Genomic DNA, 24,299 nt, shown 5'->3' with positions numbered 1-24,299 from the left:
ACGATGGGCGTCGGCGACAACATCCGCGCGTTGAGGACCCGCGAGCACCTGTCCCAAGCAGAGCTGGCGAAACGGCTGAGTGTCACGAAGGAAACCGTGTCCCGCTGGGAAACGAGCAAGAGCTTCATACGCAAAGCGCACCTCGATAAGTTCATCGAAGTGTTCGGGGTGACGGCCGACAACGTTCTCAGCGAGGGGCTCGGATTCGCATCGGAGCCTTCCGTCGCGCGCGATCCCTCGTCCGGCGCGGGCCCGAACGACGTCATGCAGCTCCCGTACCCCGTGTACAAGGTGGAGCGCTCCGGCAACGGCACCACGCTGCGGTGCTCAAGCGAGGCGTACGCCCCGCCTGACGTCGCTCAACGGCATCCCGTCGGGATATTCGTGCGCATGGACTGTCGGGAAATGACTCGTCTGTATCCCGTAGGATCGCTGCTTTTGGTGGATCAGAAGCTGAGGCCGTGGAACGGATGCACGGTGGTCGCGTACCTCGACAACGCAACCGTAGTCATTCGCCGTTACCTAGCGGGAAACAACACTATTATGCTGTCCTCGTGGACCTACGACGCACCCGCCCCCGACCTCATGATCGATAGGCGTCGAGTCCGCATCGTCGGCGTCGTCGTATGGTACCAGGCAGATCACGACCTGGGAGCATGACGAACATGCGCCAATGAAGCGAGATCGACGCAGCGCTAGCTCGCGCACGGTCACGAATTTACCGACGAGACCGCTGACCTGCGCGCTGTCGCATTCGATCTTCGCGTACTGCCGTTTTGTTGTATGCTTTTTCTTAGTATGCACCCATTGCCCGTGCGCGATGCGAAGGAGAGCACATGAGGGGATTCGGAAGGTTTGCGCTGGGAGCGTTGTTGGCATGTTCGCTCGTACCGATACCTGCGGGTACGGCGGCGGCGGACGAGACCGCAGGCTCCGCAGACGGTAGCGCGGACGCGGCGCTCGCCCCGGGCACGTACGTCGAGCACGAGGCCATCGCGTACGTGATCGACGGCGGAGCGCAAGCGTTTTCGCTGAACGACGACCTGCTGGGAAGCGCCGAGAACCTGATGAGCATCGACGCGGGAACGGCCGTCGAGGCGTTGAAAGACGATGCGGGGGCGGTCGAAGCCGCCGCTGCGGTTCGATCGCGCTCGTCGAGTAACGGCGACGAAGCCTCGGCCGGACGCCTGGTTCTCGTGAGGGACGAGAGCAAGACCGCCGAGCAGCTCATCGGCGAGCTGGAGTCCGATGCGCGCGTGGCGTTCGCGGAGCCGAACGCCATCGTGGAAACCGTCGACGCGGACGGCGCAACGCCCGAGCCCGACGCACTCGCCAAGCCGACGGCGGAGGTCGCGAACGACAAGGGCGAAACCGAGCCGGAAGGCGACGGCGAAGAAAGCACCCCCTCCTCAGAAATCGTCTTCGGCCAAGACAAAGACGAGCCCGCAACCGACATCAACGAATTCGTATGGGGCTTCCACAACGACGGGCGCATGGGCGGCATGGCGCAGAACGAGGCCGTGGATATGGGCTACGCCGCATGGAACGATGCGGCCGCAGCCGAGAAGCTGGACGAAGTCGTCGTGGCCGTCATCGACTCGGGCGTGGACGCTTCGAACCCCGATCTGGAACCGGTCATGTGGAACGAGGGGCTGACGTCCGGCATCGCGACGACGGGCAAGGAAGACGAGCATGGCTTCGCCGTCGTCGCAGACTCCGCCGCAGGCGTCTCGTCGACGACGGGCCTCACGGAATACCACGGCACGCACGTAGCGGGCACCATCGGAGCCGCATGGGACGGCAAAGGCGTCTCGGGCCTGGCGGGAAACGTGAACCTCATGGCCGTTCGTCATGACGACACCTTATCCGGCGCTCTGAAATGCTTCGATTACGTCAGCCGAGCCTGCGATGCGGGCGTCGAGGTGCGGGTGACGAACAACTCGTGGGGCCTGGGCCAGGGCCAATGGCGCTCGCTCGACATGGCCGTGACGGAAATCGGGCGCCAGGGCGTCGTGAGCGTGTTCGCGTCCGGCAACTCGACGTACGACACCGACGCTGCGGGCAGCACGGTCGGCCTCTTGGCCGACAACCCGTACGCGATAACCGTCAACGCCATCGACCCGACGGGCAACCCGTCCACGTTCACCCAGTACGGGGAAACCACGACCGACGTGATGGCGCCGGGCACGGCCGTCCTGTCCACCTATGCGACCGGCGCCGCAAACGGAGCGGGGGTCACTGAGGGCCCGCAGTACCTTGGCGAAGAAGACGGGGAAGCGGCGCTGTACGAAAGCTTCGACAGCAAAAGCCACGCCGCTGCAGGGGTCGACATGCAAACGTTTTCCTCGTTCTCCGTCGATTCCGACGCCGCCGACACTTGCGAGATCGTGGCCGGCGGCCGGCGCTTCGACGGCGAGAGCGCCTTGGAGCTTCCCTACGGTTCGGACTCCGCCGAAATGGGCGCCCCCGCAAGCGCCGTCAGCGGCACGGTGGATCTCTCGGGGCTTGCCGAGAAGCCCACGCACTTGAGCATCCGCTACACGGCAACCTCCGACGAGAACGCCTCGGTCGTACCGCTGACGAGCGTCGGCGTGAAAACGCTCGACGGCAGCTGGAAAGAGCTGGCCACCAAAGAAGGCTCCTTCGGCTACGGCGGCGATTCGTGGGCGGGCCTCTCGGGGCAGCTGCCGGACAACGTCGACTGGGCGAATTTCCAAGTGGACATACGCTACGCCGTGGCGAAGCTGTCCACAACCGGCGGCACGAGCGACCTGGGGCCCTACCTGGCCGGTACCTTCGTGGTTGACAGCATCGGCCTGGGCAGCGACCTGGTTCCCTACACCTACCTGCAAGGCACGTCCATGGCGAGCCCGGCAGTGGCCGGAGCGGCTGCGGTGATCGCAGGGCAGGGCTTGGACGATGTGGCCGCAGACGATCCGGCGAAAGCGGCCGAAAAGCTGGCTGCGCTGGTGAAGGGCGCAGCCGAACCCGACGCCCGCTACGAGGGGCTTTGCTCGACGGGCGGATACGCAACGGTGGACGGCGCGTCGAACCCCGGCCCGGCCATCACCGAGGTCGTGGACAACGGGGGCACGGTGACGGTGCGCGGCTACTTCATGCCGGAAGGAGCGACGGCGATGCTGGACGGTGCGGCGGCGACGGTGTCCGAGCGGACCGACCTGGGCGACGGAAAGACCGAGTTGACCGTGCAGAAGCCCGAGGGCTTTGCGGGCGGCCAAGCGGTCGTGCGGGTGGAGGCGAACGGCAAGCAGGCCAATCACCGCGTCGATCTGGGAAAACGCGTTGAAACGACGTACTACGACCAGACGGATCTGCCCGTTCCCGACGAGCTCAACACATGGGGCGCATGGCAGCTGGTGGGCTTTAATGGAGACGTGTACTGCCTGCCGCGCACATCTGTTTTCGATTCGAGCAACAGCTACGACCATCTGCTGCGCTACGATCCCGATACGAAAACATGGGAAGAGGTGCCGTTTCCCGTCGACCTTCTCGGCACGAAAGGTTTTGCTGGCAGCATCGTCGACGCAACGGGGGCCACGCTCGGCGGCGCGCTTGTGTTGCAGCTGGTCAACAGGGAGGACAAGGTATCTTTCGTCCGCTATACCGCCGACGGAACATGGGAGATGCTCGACTTCGACTTCCCCGCGGAGAACGGTGTGCCGTACGCCTCCACGCTGGGGAGCGACGGCAAGCATCTGTACCTGTTCGGTGGCATAACCGGGGAAGAAAAAGACAGTACGGTCGTGTATCGCGCCGACCTCGAAACGTTTGTTTTCGAGGAGACAGGGGAGCTTTCCACGGGTCGCATCCGTCCTCAGGTAGCGTATGGCAACGGAGCGTTCGCGGTGACGAGCGGCGTTTCTATAAGCACCCAGCTTGGCGGCATCGGAGGCGTCGAACTGGCGATGCCGCGCGAAGGCGACTCGGACGACGCGTCGGGCGAAGGGATTCCCAAGGGATGGCTTGAGGGCACTCCGGTCGACCTCTCGTCGCTCGTAACCGAAACGGGGCAACTGGCGTACGCGGCAGGCGGCGTCGAAGACGGGTTCGCGCTCGTCGGGCCGACGAGCGACGACGGCACGACCGACACGTATCTGCTTTCCGGCGACGAGGCGTCCTCGGTGGCGGCGTATGGGAAGAGGGCTTCGCAGCAAGCGTTGGTCGCTCCGGCCGCTACGGCGTACCGCGGGCGGTTCTACGTGCTGGCGGGGTCGCAGAACGAACCGTACCACGTATTCAGCTCGACGGCCATGGAGACGGGTGCGCAGCCCGGCGATGCCGAGATCGTGCCGACGCCCGACCCGGAGCCGGAGCCAACCCCCGATCCCGATCCGAAGCCGACGCCCGACCCAGCGCCGACCCCTAACGCCCCGAGCGGAAGCACGCCCAAAGCGCTCGCGCGTACGGGAGACCCACTTGCGCCCTCTTCGCTCGTCCTTGCCGTGCTCGCATCCGCCGGCGCAGCGGCACTCGCCGTCTCGACGGTTCGCCGTCGTCGCGCTCGCAAAGCGTAGCGAAGAGGTGGATGGCCCGGTACGAAGCGCTCGCCCCTCGGCGCCTTGCAATCCGAGAGCGCTTCGTACCGGCCTTCATGCGGCGTGTATCTGCGCCGATAACTCGTTACCTGTTATACGGATAACCAGGCATTCTGATTAGAAGGTATCATGGTCAAGACGCCGCAACGATCTATGGAATGCGAGGTTCCCATGCCCATCAGAATCCCCGATTCCCTGCCCGCAACCGAGGTGCTCGAGGGCGAGAACATCTTCGTGATGACCGAATACCGCGCCTTGCATCAGGACATTCGCCCGCTGAAGGTGCTGCTGCTCAACCTCATGCCCACGAAAATCGTCACCGAGACGCAGATCATGCGCAAGCTGTCGAACACCCCGCTGCAAATCGACGTCAACCTGCTGCAAACGGCCAGCCATGCGGCGAAAAACGTGTCCGAGCAGCATCTCGACACGTTCTACACCACGTTCGACGACATCAAGGACCAGCGCTTCGACGGCATGATCATCACCGGCGCGCCGGTGGAGCTGCTCGACTTCGAGGACGTGGACTACTGGGACGAGCTCGCCCGCATCATGGATTGGTCCGCCACGAACGTGCACTCCACGTTCCACATCTGCTGGGGCGCGCAGGCCGGCATCTACCACCACTACGGCATCCCCAAGTACGAGTTGGAGAACAAGCTGTTCGGCGTGTTCGATCACGACGTGGTGAAGCCGTCGTCGCCGCTCGTGCGCGGGTTCAACGACTCGTTCCGCGCACCGCACTCGCGCTACACCGAGGTGCATGCGGCCGACATCGAGGCGCATCCCGACCTCGAGCTGATCGCCGTCTCCGACGAGGCCGGCGTCTACATCGCGAAGAGCACCGACAGCCGCCACTTCTTCGTGTTCGGGCACCCCGAGTACGACGCCGGCACGCTCATGGTGGAGTACGAACGCGACGTGGCGAAGGGCCTCGACATGCCGCTCCCCCGCCACTACTTCCCGAACGACGACCCGACGCAAACGCCGAAAGCCACGTGGCGCGCGCATGCGCAGCTGTTGTACACGAACTGGTTGAACTATTATGTGTACCAGACCACGCCATACGATTTGGCGAAAGTAGGCACCGAAGAGGATAGCGTCCATGAGTGATTCAGAGCACAAGCCGCACTACATCCTGCGACCGGTCACCACGCCGGTCGCAGGCTCGAAGCCGTCGGAGGAGGGGCCGCAGCCGCGTTCGGCCGACCCGTTCCTGCGCCCCGCCCAGGAAGACGACGACGGCTACGACCCGTTCAGCGACCGCCCCGCCGACCCCGACCCCGCGTTCCAGGAAGACCCCTGGCGCTAGCAGGCAGCGCGCCGGGCGAGGGCTCGCCGCGCGCCCTGCGCGCCCGGCGGGTCACAGCGCTTGCACCGCCTCCTTGAGGGCCGCCACGTCGTTGCGGTTGACGAGGAGACGCTCCTCGCCGTTGAACGACACCAGGTAGAAGCTGTTGTCGTAGCGAATGAAGCTCAGGGTCATCGTCTCGTACGTCGACGCGGTGCGGTGGAAGGTGATCGCCAGCTCGGCATCCGCGCCGCCTTGGGCGGCGTCGATCGTGCCCTCCCCCTCCGACTCCATCCCGTCGATGGTATCCGTCAGGGACGACACCGCGCTCGCATCCGCCGACGCGCCGTCCACCTCGTACGACGTGCTGACCACGGTCTCGCCGTCGTCGTCCTGTTCCTCCGTCCTCACGAACGACACCGTCGTCGCCTCGCCGTCGCACACGATGTCGAGCGCGTCCACCGTATCCCAATCCATGAGGCACACGTCGTCGGGACGCAGCGTCTCGTACGTGGCCTCCAGCAGGTCTTCCACCTTCTCCGCAGCCACCGTGTACACGTACGTCGAGCCGGCCGGGTGGGCGTAATAGGTGCTCGAACTCGCTTTCGAACCCACGACCAGCACGTATTCGCTCGGCTCATCGTCGTTCGTGTACGAGAGGGTCGCCGTGAGCACCGGGTCGTCGAACCCGTACGTTGCGGCCGCATCGTCGGCGTACGCCGTATCGACGCACGACTTCCACGTGATGCGATTCACCACGTTGGCCAGGGTCCGCGCCTTGCTCGTGTCGAGGGCGCGCAGGGCGTCGCCGTCCTGCAAGAACCATTGGTAGAACGACGAGTAGGCCGCATCGGACCCCTCTTCGAGGTACGTCATCGACAGGACGTCGCCGCCGCGATCGACCTCGAACGCCGTGACGCTCGAAGATCCCGGCGCGCTCTCGGTGACGTAGAGGTCCGCCATAGAGCAGGAGAACGCGTTGAGCAGGACGATGTCCACCACCTGCACGTCCTCCGACCCCTCGCGCCACGCGTAGCACGAAGCGCCGTCGGCCGTGGCCGCGCCCACCTCGAACGACACCGAGCTGCCGTCCGTCAGGACGAGCGTGGCCCGGACCGTCGGGCTTTCCAGCCCCATCGCCGCGTCCTCCTGCGAGCGCGCGACGGATCGGCTCGAGCTTGCATCGGCCGCCGCCGACGCAAGCTCCGCAGCCGCCGACTGGTCGAGGGACACGCCTGCGGCTTCCGCGTCCGCCCACGTGCCGTCCTCCTTGACCATGGTGGCCGTCGCGTCGCCGTACGTCCAGGTCACCTCTGCGATTTCCTCCGACGAGACGGACAGGAACGGCTCGCCGGCCGCCAGGGAGCCTTCGCCTTCGGCGTCGGCCATCCCCGACGCGAGCGCATACGCGCCGCCCAGCGCCGCCAGCGCCAGCACCAGCACGAGCACCGTGCGGGCGCGCTTCGATGCCAACCCGGCCATGCTACAGCCTCCTTCGCGAGCGCCAGACCACGAATCCGCAGATCAGGAAGAACAGCGGCACCACGCCGACCACGAATGCGCTCACCACGCTGGCCGAGGACGAATCGATGGTGATCATCGTCGTGCCCAGCCCCTTGCTCGCAACCGCGATCGTGGCGGCGTCCTCGGCGTCGGCGAGCCACGCCAGCGCGTTCACCACCAGCTTCGAGTTGTTGCCGCCCACCTGCTTGTCCAGCGACGTGTCGAGGAACTGGCTCGAGCTGAACCACACGACCCGCGTCTCCTCCTCGTCGCCGACCGCCTCGGTCACCGCCGCCCCCACCATGGTGGAGCCCGATACGTCGCCGTCCTCCTTCGCCAGCGTTTCGGCGTTGTAGGCGTCGGCTTTCACGTACGCCGACGTCGACGTGCTCAAAAGCGGCGTGATGGTGAGCGAGCTGCGGTACGAGTCGATCTCCGCGATGCCGTGCGCAAGCGGCACGAGCACGTACGCGTTCGCGTCGGCAAGGCCCTCGGTGATGACGTGGTCGCCGATGTCGGGCAGCAGGTAGTAGGGGTAGCCGCTCAGCGCGTGCGAGCCGTCGCCCTCCACGATGATCCCGTCGACCGCCTCCAGGCCGTACGCGTTCATCACGTCGTCGAAGTTCGGCAGGTCTTCCGCCGAGTAATCGGTGAACAGCAGCAGGCTGCCGCCCTGCTCAAGATAGGCGAGCAGCTTGTCCTTCTCGTCCGTGGACAGATCGCTCGTGGGCGCGTACGCCAACACCGCGTCGGCATCCTCGGGCACGGCATCGCTCGCCAGCAGGTTGAGCTCGGTCGTCTCGATGTTGGCGCTTTCGATGCTGGACGCGACGCCCGTGGGGAGGTCGCTTTCGCCATGGCCTGTCAGCGTGTACACCACGGGAAGCTCGTCGGTCGTCAGCGCCACGAGCGCGCTGGTCACCGCCGATTCGCCGCCGAACTCGTAGCTGTACGACGACGAGCTCATCGTGTATATGTCGTAGTAGTCCACGAGGCGGTACTCGTCGCCGCACGTGACGATCAGGCTGTTGCCCGTCACTTCGTCCGACGTGTACTGGCTGGTGAACGCCGGGTAGAGCACCGGGTCCTTCTGCACCACCGACACGCGGTCGCTCGCGTCGGCGTACTGCTGGAGCAGGCGCACGATGCGTTCGTCCTCCTCACCTTCCTCGGCGATGAGGTATATCGTCACGTCGTCCTCGAGGCCCGCCACGTAGTCGGCGGTTTCCTGGGATATCGACGTGGTCTGCTCTTGCGAGATGTCCCATTCGGTGAGCGACGCGGGAAGCGCCTCCACCACGAGCACCGCCGCGATGCAGATGCCGATCACCGCCACGCATACGGCGGCCGTGTAGCCTCCCGTTTTGAACGAGCGGCCGGTGAACAGTTCTTTCATGTGCTGCTTGGAGAACGTTCGAACCGCCGCGTCGCGCACGCGGCCGAGGCGCTCGCGCAGCGAAGACAAGGCGCCCATCAGCTCCACCTCCTCTTCTCGAAGCAGTGCACCGTCAGCACCGCGAAGGCCGCCGTCACCGCGAGGAAGAACGCGATAGAGGCAAGATCGAACACGCCCTCGACGAACGGCGAGAACCGCTCGAACAGCGAGATGCCCGACAGCACGTCCGGCACCGCGCCCTCCAGCACCGAGCCGTTGAACGCGGCCACCGCCAGCAGCGCGACCTCGGCGACCACGCCCACCGCCACGGCGAACACGCCGTTTTTCGTGAGCACGATGAGCGCCACCACGCCCAGCGCGATCAGCACCGACACGACGAAGCACGCCGAGCCCACGCCACTGGGAACCAACGACGAGAGACCGCTGATGAAGTAGTCGACCAGCAGCACGATGAAGCACACGACCGCAGCCGTCACCTGGCTCTCGCACAGCGACGAGCAGAACATGCCGACGGCCGTCAGCGCCGCGCCCAGCAGGAAGAACGCGAGGATGCTCGCGTAGGCCGTGGGAAGGTACACGTCGCCGAACAGCGAGATGATGATGGGATACGTGCACGACACCACCGTCGGCACGGCCAGCACCACGAGCATGGCGAGGTACTTCCCCATCACGATCTTGCCCGACGAGAGCGGCAGCGCGTACAGCAGCTGGTCGGTGTGCTGCCGGCGCTCGTCCGCGAAGCAGCGCATGGTGAGCAGCGGCACCGCCATGAGGTACACGAACGTCAGCCCCGAAAGCACGTACTCGAAGTTGCCGTACCCGTAGTTCAAGTTGTAGATCATCATGTAGATGCCGATGAACACCAGCATGAATGCGACGAACACCCATCCGGTCATCGTGATGAAGAACGATTTCACCTCGCGCGAGAAGATGGCTAGCATGGCGCCTCCACCTCCTCCGGGGTTTCCGTCGTCAACTCGACGAACACGTCCTCGAGCGAGGCGCGGCTCGTCACCATCTGCAGCAGCGCCACGTCGCGCTCGGCGAACGCGCGGGACACCGCGGCACGGATGTCGGCATCGTCCGCAGCCTCGATGCGCACGTCAACGGCGCCCTCCTCGGCGGCGGGATCGCAGGTCACCGCGCCCGCATGGGGCACGCCGGAGGCGATGGAGAGGGCGGTGCCCTCGCTCGTCCGCACCGTCGCCACCGTGGTGCTGGAGCCGGCGAACAGCTTCTCCAGGTTTTCCGGCGTGTCGTCGGCCACCACGCGCCCCTTCGAGATGATGACGATGTGATCGCACAGCGCCCTGATCTCCGACAGGATATGGCTGCTCACGATCACAGTATGGCGCTCGCCCAAGCGCTTCACCAGATCGCGGATCTCGATGATCTGGATGGGGTCGAGGCCCACGGTGGGCTCGTCGAGGATGACGACGTCGGGGTCGCCGATGAGCGCCTGCGCGATGCCCACGCGCTGCTTGTAGCCCTTCGAGAGGTTCTTGATGGGGCGGCCGATCACCTCTTCCAGCCCGCAGGCGAACCCCGTGCGCTTCACCTCTTCCATCACCTGCAGGCGCGGCAAGCCCTTCGCGCGGGCGACGAAGTCGAGGTACTCCCACACGGTCATGTCGCCGTAGAGGGGCGGCTGCTCGGGCAAGTACCCGATCCTGCGTTTCACCTGGTCTTTATCGGCGTATATCTCCAGGCCGTCGTAGCGTACCTCGCCGTCGGTGGCGGCCAGGCAGCCGGTCATGATGTTCATCGTCGTGGATTTCCCCGCACCGTTGGGACCCAGCAGCCCGCAGATCGCGCCACGCTCCACGGAAAAGGAGACGTCGTCGACGGCGAGGGTGCTTCCGTATCTTCTCGTCAGATGCTTGACCTCAATCATGTGCGTGCTCCCATCGATTCGCGTTCCTTTCCGGAGGGGACGGCGCCGGCAACGCGCCGCAACCGTTGCACGTCCGAGCCGACGCGCGCCCCCATCAACGTACGGAACCAACCTCAACCCAACCTCACGCCCCCGCGGGCCTCCATGCGTCGTCCGACGTTTTTCCATAGTTCGTTCACAGCTGGCCGACGCGATTCGGATATGCTCGAGGAGGCGCGGACAAGGGAGCGCGCATCGCGATGACGAGGAGAAGCGCATGTTCACGATGCTGGTGGTGGAAGACGATCACGATCTGTGCGAGCTGTACGGCACGGTGCTCGAGGAGCGCGGATGGCGCGCCGTCACGGCCGAGAACGGGCGCGCGGCGCTCGAGGCCATGCAGCGCGAGCCGATCGACCTCGTGATCACCGACCTCATGCTGCCGGAGGTGGACGGGTTCCAGCTGACCGCCCGGTTGCGCGCCGAGCACCCCGAGCTTCCCATCCTCATGATCACCGCGCGCGGCGCGGCGGCCGACAAGCGGCGCGGGTTCGCGCACGGCACCGACGACTACATGGTGAAGCCCATCGACGTCAACGAGATGGTGTGGCGCATCGATGCGCTGCTGCGCCGGGCGCGCATCGCGCGCGAGCGGGTGGTGCGCCTCGGCGCGACGACGCTCGACATCGACGCGATGGAGCTCGTGCGCGACGGCGCGCGCGAGACGCTGCCTTGCAAGGAGTTCCTGCTGCTGTGCAAGCTGGCCTCGTCGCCGAACCGGGTGTTCACGCGCCGCCAGATCATGGACGAAGTGTGGGGCGTCGACTCCCAGGTGGGAGCGCACACGCTGGACGTGCACGTGAACCGGCTGCGCGAGCGGCTCAAGGACAATCCCGACATCAGCATCGCCACGGTGCGCGGGCTGGGGTACAAGGCGGTGAGCTCGTGAAGCGCGAGGAACGGGAGCGGGCCGAGGCGACGGAAGCGAAGCCCGCGGTGAACCGGACGTTCAAGATGGCCACCGCGCTCTCGCTCGTGCTGTTCGTGACGCTCGCGCTGGTCACGTTCGCGGTGGTGACGGCGTCGATGATGGTGGACGGCTCCCGCTCGGCCGGCGACGGCGCGGACGAAGGCGCGCTGCACAACCCCCTGATCGGCACCGCCATCGCCAGCGTGGTGCTGGGCGGCGCCCTCGGCACGTGGCAGAGCAGGCGCATCATCGCGCCCGTCACGGAAATCGGCGAAGCCGCCAAGCGCGTGGCGCGAGGCGACTTCGACGTCGAGCTGCACCGTTCGTCCAGCGTGCGCGAAGTGCGGGACATGGCCGACAACTTCACCGCCATGACCCGCGAGCTGGCGCAGACCGAGCTTCTGCGCACCGACTTCGTGAGCAACGTCTCGCACGAGTTCAAGACGCCGCTCGCCGCCATCGAGGGCTACGCGACGCTGCTGGAAAGCCCCACGCTCAGCGACGAGCGCCGGGCGCAGTGCGTCGCGAAAATCGCCTCGAACGCCCGGCGGCTCTCGTCGCTCACCGACAACGTGCTGCGCCTGTCGAAGCTGGAGCGCGAAGCCGCCCTGGGCGACACGCAGGCGTTTTCGCTCGACGAGCAGATCCGCGCATGCGTGCTGCTGCTCGAGGACGCCTGGAGCGCGCGCGGCATCGCCGTGGACGTGGAGCTCGAGGACGTGCGGCTGCGCGGCGACGAGGACCTGCTCGCCCACGTGTGGACGAACCTGCTGGGCAACGCGGCGAAGTTCGCTCCGGACGGCGGGCGGGTGAGCGTGCGGCTGCGGCGCGACGGCGCGTTCGCCGAGGTGACGGTCGCCGACAACGGCCCGGGCATGGACGAGCAGACGCAGCGCCGCGCCTTCGAGAAGTTCTACCAGGGCGACGCCTCCCACGCCAGCGAGGGCAACGGCCTCGGCCTCCCCCTCGCCAAGCGCATCGTCGAGCTGCACAACGGCACCCTCACCGCAACAAGCGCCCCCGCCAAAGGAGCCACCTTCATCGCGCGGGTACCCGGCGCCGTCGGCGAACGAGCGGTTTTTTGATGAGGGCCCTACTTGGGACCCGACAAAACCGGATTCAAACCCCGACGCACCCTCGCTCGCCGACGGCTCCCGCGGCTACGACGAGCTTGCCTCGCGCGACGCCCCTTGCGTTCGCTAGTTCCACTCGATGAATGTGGCGGCGTCCAGGTCTTCGAAGGTGGCGATGAAGCGTTCGGCGGCCTCGCGCAGCGATTCGACGGTGCCGGAGATGTCGCAATCGTAGATGCCGAGCGTGCGGTAGTCCGCGGCGTTCAGCGTGTGCACGGCGTACACCGAGTCCTCGACGCCCCAGGTGGTGGCTAGCGGCGTGCCCATCGCTTCGCGGGCACGATCGTACACGGCGGGCTCGCGCTTCGACGCACCCACGTCATCCACCGACACGATGGCGTCGAAGTACGGCGCGAAGCCGCAACGCTCGAGGCCCGCCTGCAGGTACGGCTGCGGGCTCGACGAAGCCACGCTCATGCGCACGCCGCGCTCGGCAAGCCCCTGCACGAACGCGAGCGCGCCCGGCCGCGCCAGCACGCGCTCGCGGTAGAACGCCAGCATGAGCTCGTCCATCATGGCGATCACCTCGTCGCCCGACGCGCCCAGCCCGAAGCGCTCGTGGAAGAACGCGCCGCACTCGGGAATGGTCATCGCGGTGAGCGCGTCGGTGTCGGCCGCCGACAGCGTCACGTTCGCGCGCCGCGCCAGCTCGGTTTCCGCCTCGCGCCACACGCGCATCGAGTCGAGCAGCGTCCCATCGCAATCGAAGATCACGCCGATCCGAGATGCCTCCATGCAAACCCCTTCGCCCACGCCGAGGCGCTGCGCCTCGGCCGAATCCTCATGTCGTGACCCAGCTTATCAGACGTCAAACCGTCAGCGCATCCGACCCGTGCCGAATTTACAGGATACTTACCGGCCTCGCGCGGCGGCGGGTTACTTCACACCGTACTGGTCGTAGTAGGCGTCGAGGGCGGCTTTCACCTGGTCGTCGATGACGACGCGGCCCTGCACCTCGCGGTTGTGCAGGCATTCCGTCACCTCGGCCATGCTTACGATGGACGCCACGGGGAAGCCGTACTTCTCTTGAACCTCCTGCTGCGCGGTCACCACGCCGCCCTTGCCCACTTCCATGCGGTTGAGCGACACGATGAGGCCCTTGACGTCCACGTCAGCCGCGCCCTTGAGCACGGGATACGTCTCGTCGATGGACTTGCCCGACGTGGTGACGTCCTCCACCATGACCACGCGATCGCCGTCGTGCAGCTCGCTGCCCAGCAGGTTGCCCGCGTCGGCGCCGTGGTCCTTGACCTCTTTGCGGTTGGAGCAGTAACGCGCCTCCTTGCCGTACAGCTCCTGCAGCCCGATGACCGTGATCACCGACAGCGGGATGCCCTTGTACGCGGGCCCGAACACCACGTCGAAATCGAGCCCGAAGTTATCGTGGATGGCGCGCGCGTAGTACAGGCCCAGGCGGTGCAGCTGCTCGCCCGTCACATAGGCGCCCGCGTTCATGAAGAAGGGGGACTTCCTGCCGCTTTTCAGCGTGAACTCGCCGAACTTGAGCACTTCGCTTTCGACCATGAACTCGATGAACTCTTGCTTGTACTGCTCCATAGGGGTCCCTTCTCCGTGTCTTCCAAGCGCGCCGCGCCCGCTGCGAACCATGATACTAGAAAGTGCGATTCGCTGTGCCTTGGGCGCAAATCGGCACCCATGACAATTTCGAAAGGGCCATTACGTGAAAAGCGGGCGGGGAGATTTTCGCCACCAGGCGTTTTGCGAAAAGTCGCAGTCGGCCAATGGCCGTAACGCACCGAAAATTGTCATGGGTGTCATTTCGCGCCCAAGGCGGCGGACGCGACCCGCCGTCCGCCGCCTGTTGCGCCCTCGGCGGCCTTATCCTTGCTGGCCCAACAGCTCGCGCACGTGGGCGCTCGATGCCCTCAAGCGCTCAGCGGCGGCCTTGATGTCGGACACGTCGTCGACCGACGCCGCCTCGGCCTCGCGCGCCTTCTTGCCGAAACCGGCGGGGCGCTTCGACAACGCCTTGCGCAGCGTCTCGGCATCGGCCTTGACCTGCTTCTTCTCGTCCTTCTCCAGCTGCTTGCCCACCTGACCGAGCGCCCGGTCCACCTCGTTCAGCAGGCTCTGAGCCTCCTCGCGGGCCGCCATGGCCTCGCGACGCTCGTTATCCTGGGAGGCGTACTGCTCGGCGTCGCGGATGGCGCGCTCGATGTCGTCGTCGGACATGCGGCCCGAGTCGTCGATGGTGATGGACTGCTGCTTGCCCGTATCCAGGTCCTTCGCCGACACGGTGAGGATGCCGTTCGCGTCGATGTCGAACGTCACCTCGATCTGCGGCACGCCGGCCGGCGCGCGCTTGATGCCCTTCAGCTTGAACGTGCCGATGGACTTGTTATCCTTCGCCATGGGACGCTCGCCCTGCAGCACGTGGATCTCCACGCTGGTCTGGAAGGCGGCGGCGGTGCTGAACACCTGCGAGTAGTTCACCGGTAGCGTGGTGTTGCGCTCCACGAGGCGCGTGGCCACGCCTCCCACCGTCTCGATGGACAGGCTGAGCGGCGTCACGTCGAGCAGCAGGATGCTGTTGTCGGCTTTCACCAGGCCCGTCGACGTGCCCGACAGCGTCGCGCCCTGGATGGCGGCGCCCATGGCCACGCATTCGTCGGGGTTGATGGACGCGGACGGTTCCTTGCCCGTGAGCTTGCGCACGTGATCCTGCACGGCCGGAATGCGCGTGGAGCCGCCCACCAGCAGCACGCATCCCAGCTCGGAGGCGGCGATGCCCGCGTCGTTGAGGGCGGTCTGCACGGGGTTCGACGTGCGTTCGACCAGGTCGCGCGTCATGTCGTTGAACGCGGCGCGCGTGAGCGTGGTCTCGAGGTGCAGCGGACCCGACGAACCCTGCGCCAGGAACGGAAGGTTGACGTGCGCGGTGTCGAGCGACGAAAGCTCCTTCTTCGCCTCGCGCGCCGCCTCGGTGACGCGCTGCAAGGCCGTTTGGTCGCGGCGCAGGTCGATTCCGTGCTCGCGCTGGAACGCGTCGAGCAGGTAGGCCGCCACGCGCTCGTCGAAGTCGTCGCCGCCGAGGTGGTTGTCGCCCGACGTGGCCAGCACCTCGATGACGTTGTCGCCGATCTCGATGACCGACACGTCGAACGTGCCGCCGCCCAGGTCGTACACCATCACCTTCTGCGGCGTGCCGTTGTCCAGCCCGTAGGCCAGCGCGGCGGCCGTGGGCTCGTTGATGATGCGCAGCACGTCGAGACCGGCGATGCGCCCGGCGTCCTTCGTGGCCTGGCGCTGCGCGTCGTCGAAGTACGCGGGCACCGTGATAACCGCCTGCGGCACATCCTGACCGAGGAACGCCTCCGCGTCGCGGCGCAGCTTGCGCAGTATCATGGCGGACAGCTCCTGCGGCGAATAGGCTTTGCCGTCCACGGTGGCGCGCCAGTCGCTGCCCATATGGCGCTTGACCGACTCGATGGTGCGGTCGGGGTTCACCGCCGCCTGGCGGCACGCGATGGTTCCCACCAGGCGCTCGCCCTCCTTCGAGAACGCGATCACGCTCGGCGTGGTGCGCTCCCCTTCCGCGTTCGGCACGATGACGGGCCGGCCGCCCTCCACCGTCGCCGCGCAGCTGTTCGTCGTTCCTAAGTCGATGCCGATCGTTGCCATAGATGCGTCCTTTCAGGTTGAGATTGCGTAGGTGCAAGTGCGAAAACTCGAATCACTGGTAGTTCGTAACGTCAGCGAGGGTTTCCGTGGTGCCCGAGATCGTGGGGAGGGCGAGGGCGAAGCGTACTTCGGTACGCGAGTCCTCGGCCTCGCTGCGAGGTCGGGCACCACGGGAAGCCGCAGCGTCGAGCAGTTCCGACGGCCGGTAGGCCGCCGAAACCATCAGAACGGCATGCCGCAGAAGCGGCACAGCGTGGGGCCGAGGCACCAAACGCCGCAACAGATGAGGCCGGGGTCGACGCCCATGCTGAAACCTTGCGACTGGCTCTCCTGCTGATAGGTTTGCCCGGTCTGCTGGAACTGCCGCTGCGCGCGCTGGTAGTCCGGGTTGTTCGGATCCATGCGCACCGCGCGCCTGATCTGCTCGAGCGCCATGAGCGTGTTGCCCGCAGCGTCGTTCGCGAGCGCGCTCAGGTAGTACCAGCGCGCCGTGCGGCCGTCGCTCGTCACGGTGTTCAGGATGTCGACCGCCTGCTGCCCGCGCCCGGCATTGATGGCGTCGACGGCGTTGCGCATCTGCACGCTGTCGCCCGCCGCCGCCTCGGGATGGATGGGCTCGCGGCTGCCGTAGCCCGCGCCGCCGAAGCCGAACAGGTCGTCGAAGTCGAAGCCGAAGCCGCCCGACCAGCCGTAGGGGCCCTCCGTGCCGTAACCGGAGCCGCCGCCCGCGCCCTGGCCCTGCCCTTGGCCCGATCCGCCTCCCGATCCGCCGTAGCCCGCGCCGCCCTGCGGGCCCGACGCCGCGCTCGCACGACGATCGCGCGCCGCGTACTTCTCGGGATTGATGATGCGGTCGTACGCCTCGTTGATCTTGTTCATGCGATCCGCCGCAGCGGGATCGTTCGGGTTCAAGTCGGGATGGTTCTCGCGCGCCTTCTTGCGGTACGCCTTCTTCACCTCGTCGGCGGACGCATCACGGCTCACGCCCAGCACGTCGTAGGGGTTCTCAACCACGGCGCTTCTCCTTGTCGTTTTCCTTCGCATGGTACTTCTGCCACACGCCCGCGTACACCACGCTGCGCAGCAAGCGCAGGTCGCGTTCGAGCGGCAGTCGCTCGAATGCCTCGGCCACGCCGGCCATGAGCAGGTTCAAATCCTCGTGCACGTCCTCCGCACCGGCTTCGATATCCACCAGCGGGTTGTAACTGCCCGAGGCCTTATCGTCCTCGTAATCCATCGCCGCGTCCATCACGTACACGAACTTTCCCAACCGTGCACCTAATCTCCGCAGGTCGTCGGCCCAGAAGTCGTCCGGTCGGTAGACGAACAGCTCGCCCATCAGCACGCCGAAGCGGTTAGCGGCCGCATCGGGCGCGGGCGGCTCGCTGCCCGGTGTCGCAGCCGCCGCACGAGCGGCCGCCTCGATGGCGCCGATGTCGGCAATGCCCGTCTCAACGGCCTCGCAGATGCGCGGGTTCCGCGCGTGAATGCCGCGATACGGCCCGGCCAGCGCGCCGGCGAACGCGCGCGCCCGCACGCTGCGGTCGTCGTTCCAGTCGTCGAGAGCCTTGTAGTACGCCAGCGCCACGGTCACGTCGGCCGCATAGTCGATGCACGCGGTGCTGACGAACCCGTGCGGCTTCACCGGATGGGGCACGCAGCGACCTTCGCCCGCGCGTTCTTCCGGCTCGTACAACGAGCCCAGCAACAGCGCAAAAAACACCAGGTCGTAGGTGAGCGCCACGCGACAACGCTGCCCGCATCGTTGCCCGATCGCACGGCACAGCCCGCAATACGCGGCATGGTAGCGCTCGCGCTCGGCGTCGTCCAAGCCCTCCCAACTGGGCACCACGTAACCGAACATGCTCAGCGCCCCAGCTTCTTCGAGAAGTCCGCAAGCGCCTGGAACCCCTCGATGATGGTGTCGAACGTCTCGGGCGGCTCGGCGGCGAACGCCTTGCCGTAACGGCGCTGCACTTCGCCGTCGATGCCGGCGAGCAACGCGCGGCCCTCGTCGGTCACCCGCAGCCGCAGCGAGCGTTTGTCCGTCTGGCTGCGCTGGCGCTCGATGAGCCCGCGGTCTTCCAGCTTGCGGCACACCGACGAGAAGTTCGTGCGCAGGATGCCCGCCTGGTCGCTCAGCTGGCCCGCGGTCAATCCCGGCGTGCGCATTAGCTCCATCAGCACGTGCATCTGCTGCAACGTCAGGCCGTGCTGCTGGCAGATGGGCGCCATCGTCTCGTGCAAGATCTTCTGCACGTCGTAGGTGACCACGAAAAGCTCGTGCTTGAACGTCGAGATGTCCACAGCGCGGCCCTTACGACTTCTGTTTCGTCTCGGTCTTGCACTTCGGGCACACCACGCGCAGCGTGCCCTTGCCGCGCGGCACCGAAAGCACCTGGCCGCAGCCCTTGCACTTGAAGTAGCGCGTGGTCTTGCGGTTCGTCCACTGCTTGCGCATGAGCGACAGCTGCTTGCGCGGCTTCTCCACGATGCGCTCGAATGCGGCGTTCTCGCGATCGCGCGCGGCGATGTTCTTCGAATAGCTGCGGAACAGCGAGTACGCCAACACGATCAGCGCCACCCACGACAGCAGGTCGAGCCCCGGGACGATCGACGCCAGCAGCAAGACGATGCCCACGACCACGAGGAAGTTCGACAGGGTGTCGGCACCCCGACGCCCCTGCATCATGCCCGACAGCTTCCACTGCAAACGCTCGAGAAAACCCTTCACGCGAACCTCTTTCCGTTGCATGCGGCCCACCGGGCCGCTGCGCTCATGCCGGCTTTGTCGCCCGGCACTCTTCGATCTCTCAGGAAATATAGTATTAATGTAAGAGTACTTATCAGCCGCGACACGCCGATGTCATCGAACTGACATGATGCGGCCATAAAGCGCCCACAGGGCGTGACCCATCATGGGCGCGGAGCGGGCGCGTCGCAAGGTGCGCGCATCCCGAAGAGCGCGCCGCGCCACAAAAAGGGGAGCCTACGCCAGGAAGCGCTTCTCGAACTCCGCAATGGGTGCGGGGCGGCCGACGTAGTAGCCTTGCGCGCGCGTGCAGCCCGTGGCGCCCAGCGCCTTGAACTGCTGCTCCGTCTCGATGCCCTCGGCCACCGACTCGACGTGCAGGTCGTCGCACAGGGTGGCCATGCCGCTGACCACGCGCATCGTGCGATCGGTTGCATCGATACCCCAGATCAGCGACTTATCCATCTTCAGCACGTCGAATTCCAGCTGCACGAACAACGACACGTTCGCGTTGTCCACGCCGAAGTCGTCGATGGCCACGCGGAAGCCGCACCCGCGCAGCTCGTCGGCTACGTTGCGCAGCAGGTTGCCGCCCTGCCCGCGCGCCGACTCCGTCACTTCGATCTCGATGAGCGCAGGGTCGACGCCGTACCGCGCCACGGTTTGCACCACGCGGGAGACGAACCCCTCCTCGCCCACCGTCAGGCGCGAGAAGTTCACCGCGAGCGGCACCACGCGGCCGCCTTCGCGCTGCCAGCGCGCCACCGTTTCGCACGCGCGCGACAGGGCGAAGAAATCCACGTCCGCGATTTCCCCCATGTCCTCCAGCGCGGGAATGAACGAGGCGGGCTGCGCCGCGACGCCGCGTTCGGGGTCGAGGTAGCGGATGAGCGCCTCCGCCCCCACGAGCGCACCGGTTTGCGTCGCCACCTGCGGCATGAGGAAGATGTCGAGCAGCCCTGCCGCCACCGCCTCCTGCGCGCCGCCGGGGCGGACGAGGTTGCTGACGGCGGCGTCCTGGGCAAGATCGACGCCCAGGTCGACCGCGCGATGCCGCCCGCGCTTCGCGCGGCGCATGCGGTCGCCCGCCGTGTCCAGCAGCCGGTTCGTGTCGTCGCAGCGCTCGCTCCACGCCGGCCCGGCCGATGCCGGCAACCCCATCTGGGCGAAGCGCACCGTCAGCGTGCGCACGAGACGGTTGAAATCCTCGTACGCCATCGGCGTTGCCACGGCGCAGAACTCGTCGTCGCCGATCCGGTAGACGCCGTCGCCGAACACGTCGCGCATGCACACGGCGATGCGCTGCAGCATCTCGTCGCCTTCGGCGCGGCTGCGCTCGCGGTTGATGACCGCGAGGCGGTCGGCGTCCACCAGCACGAACCCGATGCGATCGAACGTGCCGCGATCGTAGTCGCGGTGGAACGCGCCGCGCGAATGCGCGCACGTCAGCCCGTCATTCCAGGTCAAATCGTTAACCTGGCGCTCCGCCACCGCGCGCTTCATGCTTGCGGAAATGAACGACGCCAAGCCCACGAGCGGCTGCTCGATGATCTCGAGGCGACCCTTCTTGGGATCGTCCGCGCCCAGATAACCCACGAGCTTGCCGTCGATCTCGAGCGGGACCGCCACGAGCGACCCGATGCCCTGCGCCGCCAGCGCCTCGCGCTCGTCGGAGCGCCCGCCGTCTTCCAAGTCGGCCACCGAGTTGATGATGACGGCGCCTCCCCGGTCGAAGCGCTCGATCCAATGGTCGATCAGCGACAGCGGCAAATCCGTCAGGTTCTGGATTTCCGGTGCTACGCCCTCCGCGCACCATTCGTAGATGTTCGTCATGCGATGGTTCTCGATGCCGAAAATGTACGTGCGATCGGCCTCCAGAAACGTGCCGACCATGCCCAGCACCGCGTTGAGCGCCGCGCCGAGGGGCTCGTTCTCCAGCACGCGGATGCATTCGACGTTGAGGCCGTTCGCCCCGGCCAGGAACTTGAACGATTCCTTCTCGCGCTCGTGGTCGGTGATGTCGAACGCGATCTCGAGGCGCGCCTCGCGCCCCTCCCAATCGATGAGTTTGTCGCGCAGCAGGTAGTGATGCGTCGTGATGGGGCTCGTGTACTCCCACTCGAGGAACGTGTGCGCGTTCAGCTGCTTGTTCGTGCAGAACGGGCAAGGGGAGGTGCGATTTTGCAGCACGCTGTAGCACAAATGCGTGCCGTCGTCGGCATCGCGACCGTAAATCTCCTTGCCGGCTTTGTTCACGAACAACAGCTGGTAGGTGTCGGGGTCGCTGACGTACACGAGTTCGGACAATCCGTCGAGAAGCGAATCCATCGCGTTTTGCATGCAGCGCTTCCCCCTTCGTCCCGAAGTTCTCGTACGGCCCGGTGACCAGCAGAACCAGTATAGATGAACATCGGAAGAGTTGCTAAGGGGGTGGGGTAAAAACGAACGGCCCCACACGTAGGTGCGAGGCCGTTCAAATAAAAAGCGGAAACGCGCGGGAGCCTTACTCCTCCACGCGGATGACGCTGGGCTCGTCGCGCAGCACGTCATCGAGCTCGGCGATCTCGGCCAGCACGTCGCGCACGCTCTTCTCGCGCGCGGTGTGGGTGACGTACACGAGATCCACCTGGCCGCCCTCCTTCTTGCCGCGCTGCACCACGGAGTACACGCTCACGTTGTGCTTCGCGAACACGCCGGCCATCGCGGCCAGCACGCCGGAACGGTCGGCCACCTTGAAGCGGATGTAGTACTTCGTCTTGAGGTCGTCCATCGGCACGATGGGAAGCTCATCGGTGCAGGTGCAGCCCACCAGCGGCCCGATGCCCAGCGTGACATGGCGCGCCACCTCGAGCACGTCGCCCATCACGGCGCTCGCAGCCGGGCCCGCGCCCGCGCCCTCGCCGAAGAACATCGTCTCGCCCACGGCGTCGCCCGTCACGTAGATGGCGTTGTACACGCCGTCGACGGTGGCCAGCTGGTGGGTGAGCGGCAGCATCGTGGGATGCACGCGCACGTCCACGCCCTCGTTCGTGCGATGAGCCAACGCCAGCAGCTTCACGCAGTAGCCCATGTCGCGCGCCGCGTCGAGATCCATCGTGGTGACGTTGCGGATGCCCTCGGTGTGCACATCCTCGATGGTGACGCGCGAATTGAACGCGATGGACGCGAGGATGGCGATTTTCGCGGCGGCGTCGAATCCATCCACGTCAGCGGTGGGATCGGCCTCGGCGAATCCCTTCTCCTGCGCCTCTTTGAGCGCGGCATCGTAGCTGAGACCGTCTTCCACCATGCGCGTGAGCATGTAGTTCGTCGTGCCGTTCACGATGCCCATGACCGAGCTGATCTCGTTGGCGATGAGCGAGTGCTTCATCGGGTCGATGATGGGGATGCCGCCGCCCACGCTGGCCTCGAACGCGATCTCCTTGCCGGCTTCGTCGGCCGTGCGCATGACCTCTTCGCCGTACGTGGCCATGAGCGCCTTGTTGGCCGTGACCACGTTCTTGCCCGCCTTGAGCGCGCCCACCACGATCTCGCGCGCCACGGTGGTGCCGCCGATGAGCTCGACCACGATGTCGATGTCAGGGTCGTTCAGGATGTCCTGGAAGTCCTGCGTGAAGATGTCCTCCACGCCGTGGGCGATCGCCTGCTCGGGGTTGCGCGAGCACACGCGCACGAGCTCCACGTCGATGCCGTAGTGGCGCTTGAAGTCTTCGCGGTGGTTCTTGAGGATGTCGATGCACCCGCCGCCGACCGTGCCCGTGCCGACCAATCCCAGTTTTACCGTCATGCTGCGCTCCCTTTCCCGAGTACGTTCCTACAGATCCCGCGCCATCAGGTCGTCGTACGTTTCGCGCCGCGTGGTCACGCGCGCCTCGCCGTCCTTCACGAACACGATGGCCGGCCGCGGCTGGCCGTTGTAGTTGCTCGCCATAGTGTAGCAGTACGCGCCCGTGCCGAAGACGGCGACGATGTCGCCCAGGTCGGCGTGCTGCATCGGCATATCGATGACCACGGCGTCGCCGCTTTCGCAGTGCTTGCCCGCGATGGTGACGATCTCAGTGCGCGGTTGACCGGCCTTGTTCGCGATGACCGGCTCGTAATCGGCGTGGTACAGCGCCGTGCGGATGTTGTCGGACATGCCGCCGTCCACCGCCACGTACTTGCGGATGCCCGGCAGCGTTTTCAGGATGCCCACCGTGTACAGCGTCACGCCTGCGGTGGCCACGAGGCTGCGGCCCGGCTCGGTGAGCAGGCGCGGCTCGGGCACGCCGAACTTCGCGCACGCCGCGTGCACCGCCGACGTGACCGTTTCGGCGAACTCGTCGATGGAGGCCGGCTTGTCGTCGGCCGTGTAGGCGATGCCCAAGCCGCCGCCCACGTCCAGCTCCTCGATACGATAGCCGTACCCGTCCTCGATGCGCGCCATGAGCTCCACCATGACCTCGACGGCCTCGGGGTAGGAGTGCAGCGCGAAAATCTGCGAGCCGATGTGGCAGTGCAGGCCCGCCAGCTTCACGTTCGGCGCCGCCAGCACGTCCTTCACGCACCCGTAGGCGAAATCCTCGCGCATGGTGAAGCCGAACTTCGAGTCCTCGCAACCGGTGCGGATGTACTGATGGGTGTCGGCCTCGACGCCCGGCGTGATGCGCATGTAGATGGCCTGCTCGACGCCCAACTCGCCGGCGATCTCGGAGATGCGCTTGAGCTCGATGCGGCTGTCGATGATGATGCGGCCGACGCCCGCCTGGATGGCCTCGCGCAGCTCGCGCGGCGTCTTGTTGTTGCCGTGCATGAACACGCGCTCCATCGGGAAGCCCGCCGCGCGCGCGATGGCCAGCTCGCCGCCGCCCGACACGTCGAGGCACAGGCCCTCGTCGGCCACGATGCGCGCGGCCTCCTTGTTGAGGAACGCCTTGCTGGCATAGACGACGTCGGAGTTCTCGTAACGGCTGCGGAACGCCGTGAGGTAGGTTTCCATGCGCGTGCGCATGTCCTGCTCGTCCATCACGTACAGCGCGGTGCCCTGCTCGCGCGCCAGCTCCACCATGTCGACGCCGCCCACGTACAGGTGGTCGTCCTTCACCTCGGCGGTCAGGGGGAGCACCGCGCCCAGCTCCATAGTGGTGCGATTGTCGGGTTGCTTGCTCAAGTCGGCTGCGGGAAGAGACATGTGATTCCTTTCG

20 protein-coding genes are annotated in these 24,299 nt (G+C 66.2%); 6 read left to right on the top strand and 14 right to left on the bottom strand.

Going from position 1 to position 24,299, the window contains the following annotated elements; translation table 11 throughout:
• Window positions 1-3 precede the first annotated feature (3 nt).
• The 4 genes from GS424_RS01725 (at window position 4) to GS424_RS01710 (ending at window position 5,868) form a co-directional block, all read left to right on the top strand.
• The gene (locus GS424_RS01725) at window positions 4-660 is read left to right on the top strand and encodes a helix-turn-helix transcriptional regulator (protein WP_160942028.1); all 657 of its coding nucleotides are present in this window, start codon (window positions 4-6) and stop codon (window positions 658-660) included.
• Window positions 661-836: 176 nt separating this feature from the next.
• Window positions 837-4,535 (top strand): S8 family serine peptidase, encoded by a 3,699-nt coding sequence (locus GS424_RS01720; protein ID WP_160942029.1) that lies wholly within the window; start codon window positions 837-839, stop codon window positions 4,533-4,535.
• Window positions 4,536-4,727: 192 nt separating this feature from the next.
• Entirely contained in the window at window positions 4,728-5,669 is a 942-nt protein-coding gene (gene metA, locus GS424_RS01715; RefSeq protein WP_114534034.1) for a homoserine O-acetyltransferase MetA, read from the top strand.
• Window positions 5,662-5,868 (top strand): hypothetical protein, encoded by a 207-nt coding sequence (locus GS424_RS01710; protein ID WP_160942030.1) that lies wholly within the window; start codon window positions 5,662-5,664, stop codon window positions 5,866-5,868. The genes metA and GS424_RS01710 overlap by 8 nt, the downstream gene beginning before the upstream one ends.
• Before the next feature lie 51 nt (window positions 5,869-5,919).
• Here GS424_RS01710 and GS424_RS01705 read toward each other — a convergent pair whose 3' ends face one another.
• Genes GS424_RS01705 through GS424_RS01690 form a run of 4 tightly spaced genes read right to left on the bottom strand, consistent with a single transcriptional unit; the run spans window position 5,920 to window position 10,640 of the window.
• Entirely contained in the window at window positions 5,920-7,329 is a 1,410-nt protein-coding gene (locus tag GS424_RS01705) for a DUF4340 domain-containing protein (protein WP_160942031.1), read from the bottom strand.
• 1 nt (window position 7,330) lies between these two features.
• Window positions 7,331-8,824 (bottom strand): GldG family protein, encoded by a 1,494-nt coding sequence (locus GS424_RS01700; protein ID WP_160942032.1) that lies wholly within the window; start codon window positions 8,822-8,824, stop codon window positions 7,331-7,333.
• Window positions 8,824-9,687 carry an ABC-2 transporter permease gene (locus tag GS424_RS01695; protein WP_160942033.1) on the bottom strand — a complete coding sequence of 288 codons (864 nt, stop codon included), beginning with the start codon at window positions 9,685-9,687 and terminating at the stop codon, window positions 8,824-8,826. Before GS424_RS01695 ends, GS424_RS01700 begins: the two co-directional genes overlap by 1 nt.
• Window positions 9,681-10,640: an ABC transporter ATP-binding protein gene (locus GS424_RS01690; RefSeq protein ID WP_160942034.1), complete on the bottom strand. Its 960-nt coding sequence runs from the start codon at window positions 10,638-10,640 to the stop codon at window positions 9,681-9,683. Before GS424_RS01690 ends, GS424_RS01695 begins: the two co-directional genes overlap by 7 nt.
• Before the next feature lie 256 nt (window positions 10,641-10,896).
• Between GS424_RS01690 and GS424_RS01685 the strand changes: the two genes are divergently transcribed.
• Both GS424_RS01685 and GS424_RS01680 read left to right on the top strand, forming a co-directional pair.
• Window positions 10,897-11,568, top strand: coding sequence for a response regulator transcription factor (locus GS424_RS01685; protein ID WP_160942035.1), 672 nt, complete (start codon window positions 10,897-10,899; stop codon window positions 11,566-11,568).
• The gene (locus GS424_RS01680; protein ID WP_160942036.1) at window positions 11,565-12,674 is read left to right on the top strand and encodes a HAMP domain-containing sensor histidine kinase; all 1,110 of its coding nucleotides are present in this window, start codon (window positions 11,565-11,567) and stop codon (window positions 12,672-12,674) included. The genes GS424_RS01685 and GS424_RS01680 overlap by 4 nt, the downstream gene beginning before the upstream one ends.
• Window positions 12,675-12,788: 114 nt before the next feature.
• On the opposite strand, the gene GS424_RS01675 is transcribed toward GS424_RS01680, so the two are convergent.
• From GS424_RS01675 to lysA, 10 genes are all read right to left on the bottom strand, one after another.
• On the bottom strand, window positions 12,789-13,457 hold the full coding sequence (locus GS424_RS01675) for an HAD family hydrolase (RefSeq protein WP_114534006.1): 669 nt from the start codon (window positions 13,455-13,457) through the stop codon (window positions 12,789-12,791).
• A gap of 141 nt (window positions 13,458-13,598) precedes the next feature.
• Window positions 13,599-14,279, bottom strand: coding sequence for an orotate phosphoribosyltransferase (gene pyrE / locus GS424_RS01670; protein WP_114534008.1), 681 nt, complete (start codon window positions 14,277-14,279; stop codon window positions 13,599-13,601).
• Window positions 14,280-14,561: 282 nt separating this feature from the next.
• Window positions 14,562-16,364, bottom strand: a complete 1,803-nt coding sequence (gene dnaK, locus GS424_RS01665; RefSeq protein WP_160942037.1) for a molecular chaperone DnaK — start codon at window positions 16,362-16,364, stop codon at window positions 14,562-14,564.
• A 222-nt stretch (window positions 16,365-16,586) separates the two neighbouring features.
• Complete coding sequence (locus GS424_RS01660) at window positions 16,587-17,378, bottom strand: J domain-containing protein (protein ID WP_160942038.1); 792 nt, start codon at window positions 17,376-17,378, stop codon at window positions 16,587-16,589.
• On the bottom strand, window positions 17,371-18,228 hold the full coding sequence (locus tag GS424_RS01655; protein WP_160942039.1) for a DUF5685 family protein: 858 nt from the start codon (window positions 18,226-18,228) through the stop codon (window positions 17,371-17,373). The genes GS424_RS01660 and GS424_RS01655 overlap by 8 nt, the downstream gene beginning before the upstream one ends.
• Window positions 18,229-18,230: 2 nt before the next feature.
• Complete coding sequence (locus GS424_RS01650; RefSeq protein ID WP_160942040.1) at window positions 18,231-18,671, bottom strand: MarR family winged helix-turn-helix transcriptional regulator; 441 nt, start codon at window positions 18,669-18,671, stop codon at window positions 18,231-18,233.
• 10 nt (window positions 18,672-18,681) lie between these two features.
• Entirely contained in the window at window positions 18,682-19,098 is a 417-nt protein-coding gene (locus GS424_RS01645) for a hypothetical protein (protein ID WP_114534018.1), read from the bottom strand.
• A gap of 255 nt (window positions 19,099-19,353) precedes the next feature.
• Window positions 19,354-21,456, bottom strand: a complete 2,103-nt coding sequence (locus GS424_RS01640) for an EAL domain-containing protein (protein WP_160942041.1) — start codon at window positions 21,454-21,456, stop codon at window positions 19,354-19,356.
• Window positions 21,457-21,619: 163 nt separating this feature from the next.
• Entirely contained in the window at window positions 21,620-22,903 is a 1,284-nt protein-coding gene (locus GS424_RS01635) for a homoserine dehydrogenase (protein ID WP_114534022.1), read from the bottom strand.
• Between the two features lie 27 nt (window positions 22,904-22,930).
• Window positions 22,931-24,286 carry a diaminopimelate decarboxylase gene (lysA, locus tag GS424_RS01630; RefSeq protein WP_160942042.1) on the bottom strand — a complete coding sequence of 452 codons (1,356 nt, stop codon included), beginning with the start codon at window positions 24,284-24,286 and terminating at the stop codon, window positions 22,931-22,933.
• Window positions 24,287-24,299: the final 13 nt, after the last annotated feature.

It is taken from the genome of Eggerthella guodeyinii (genome assembly GCF_009834925.2).
In the GTDB taxonomy this organism is placed as follows: Bacteria; Actinomycetota; Coriobacteriia; order Coriobacteriales; family Eggerthellaceae; genus Eggerthella; species Eggerthella guodeyinii.
This window is presented reverse-complemented; position numbering and strand designations above follow the sequence as displayed.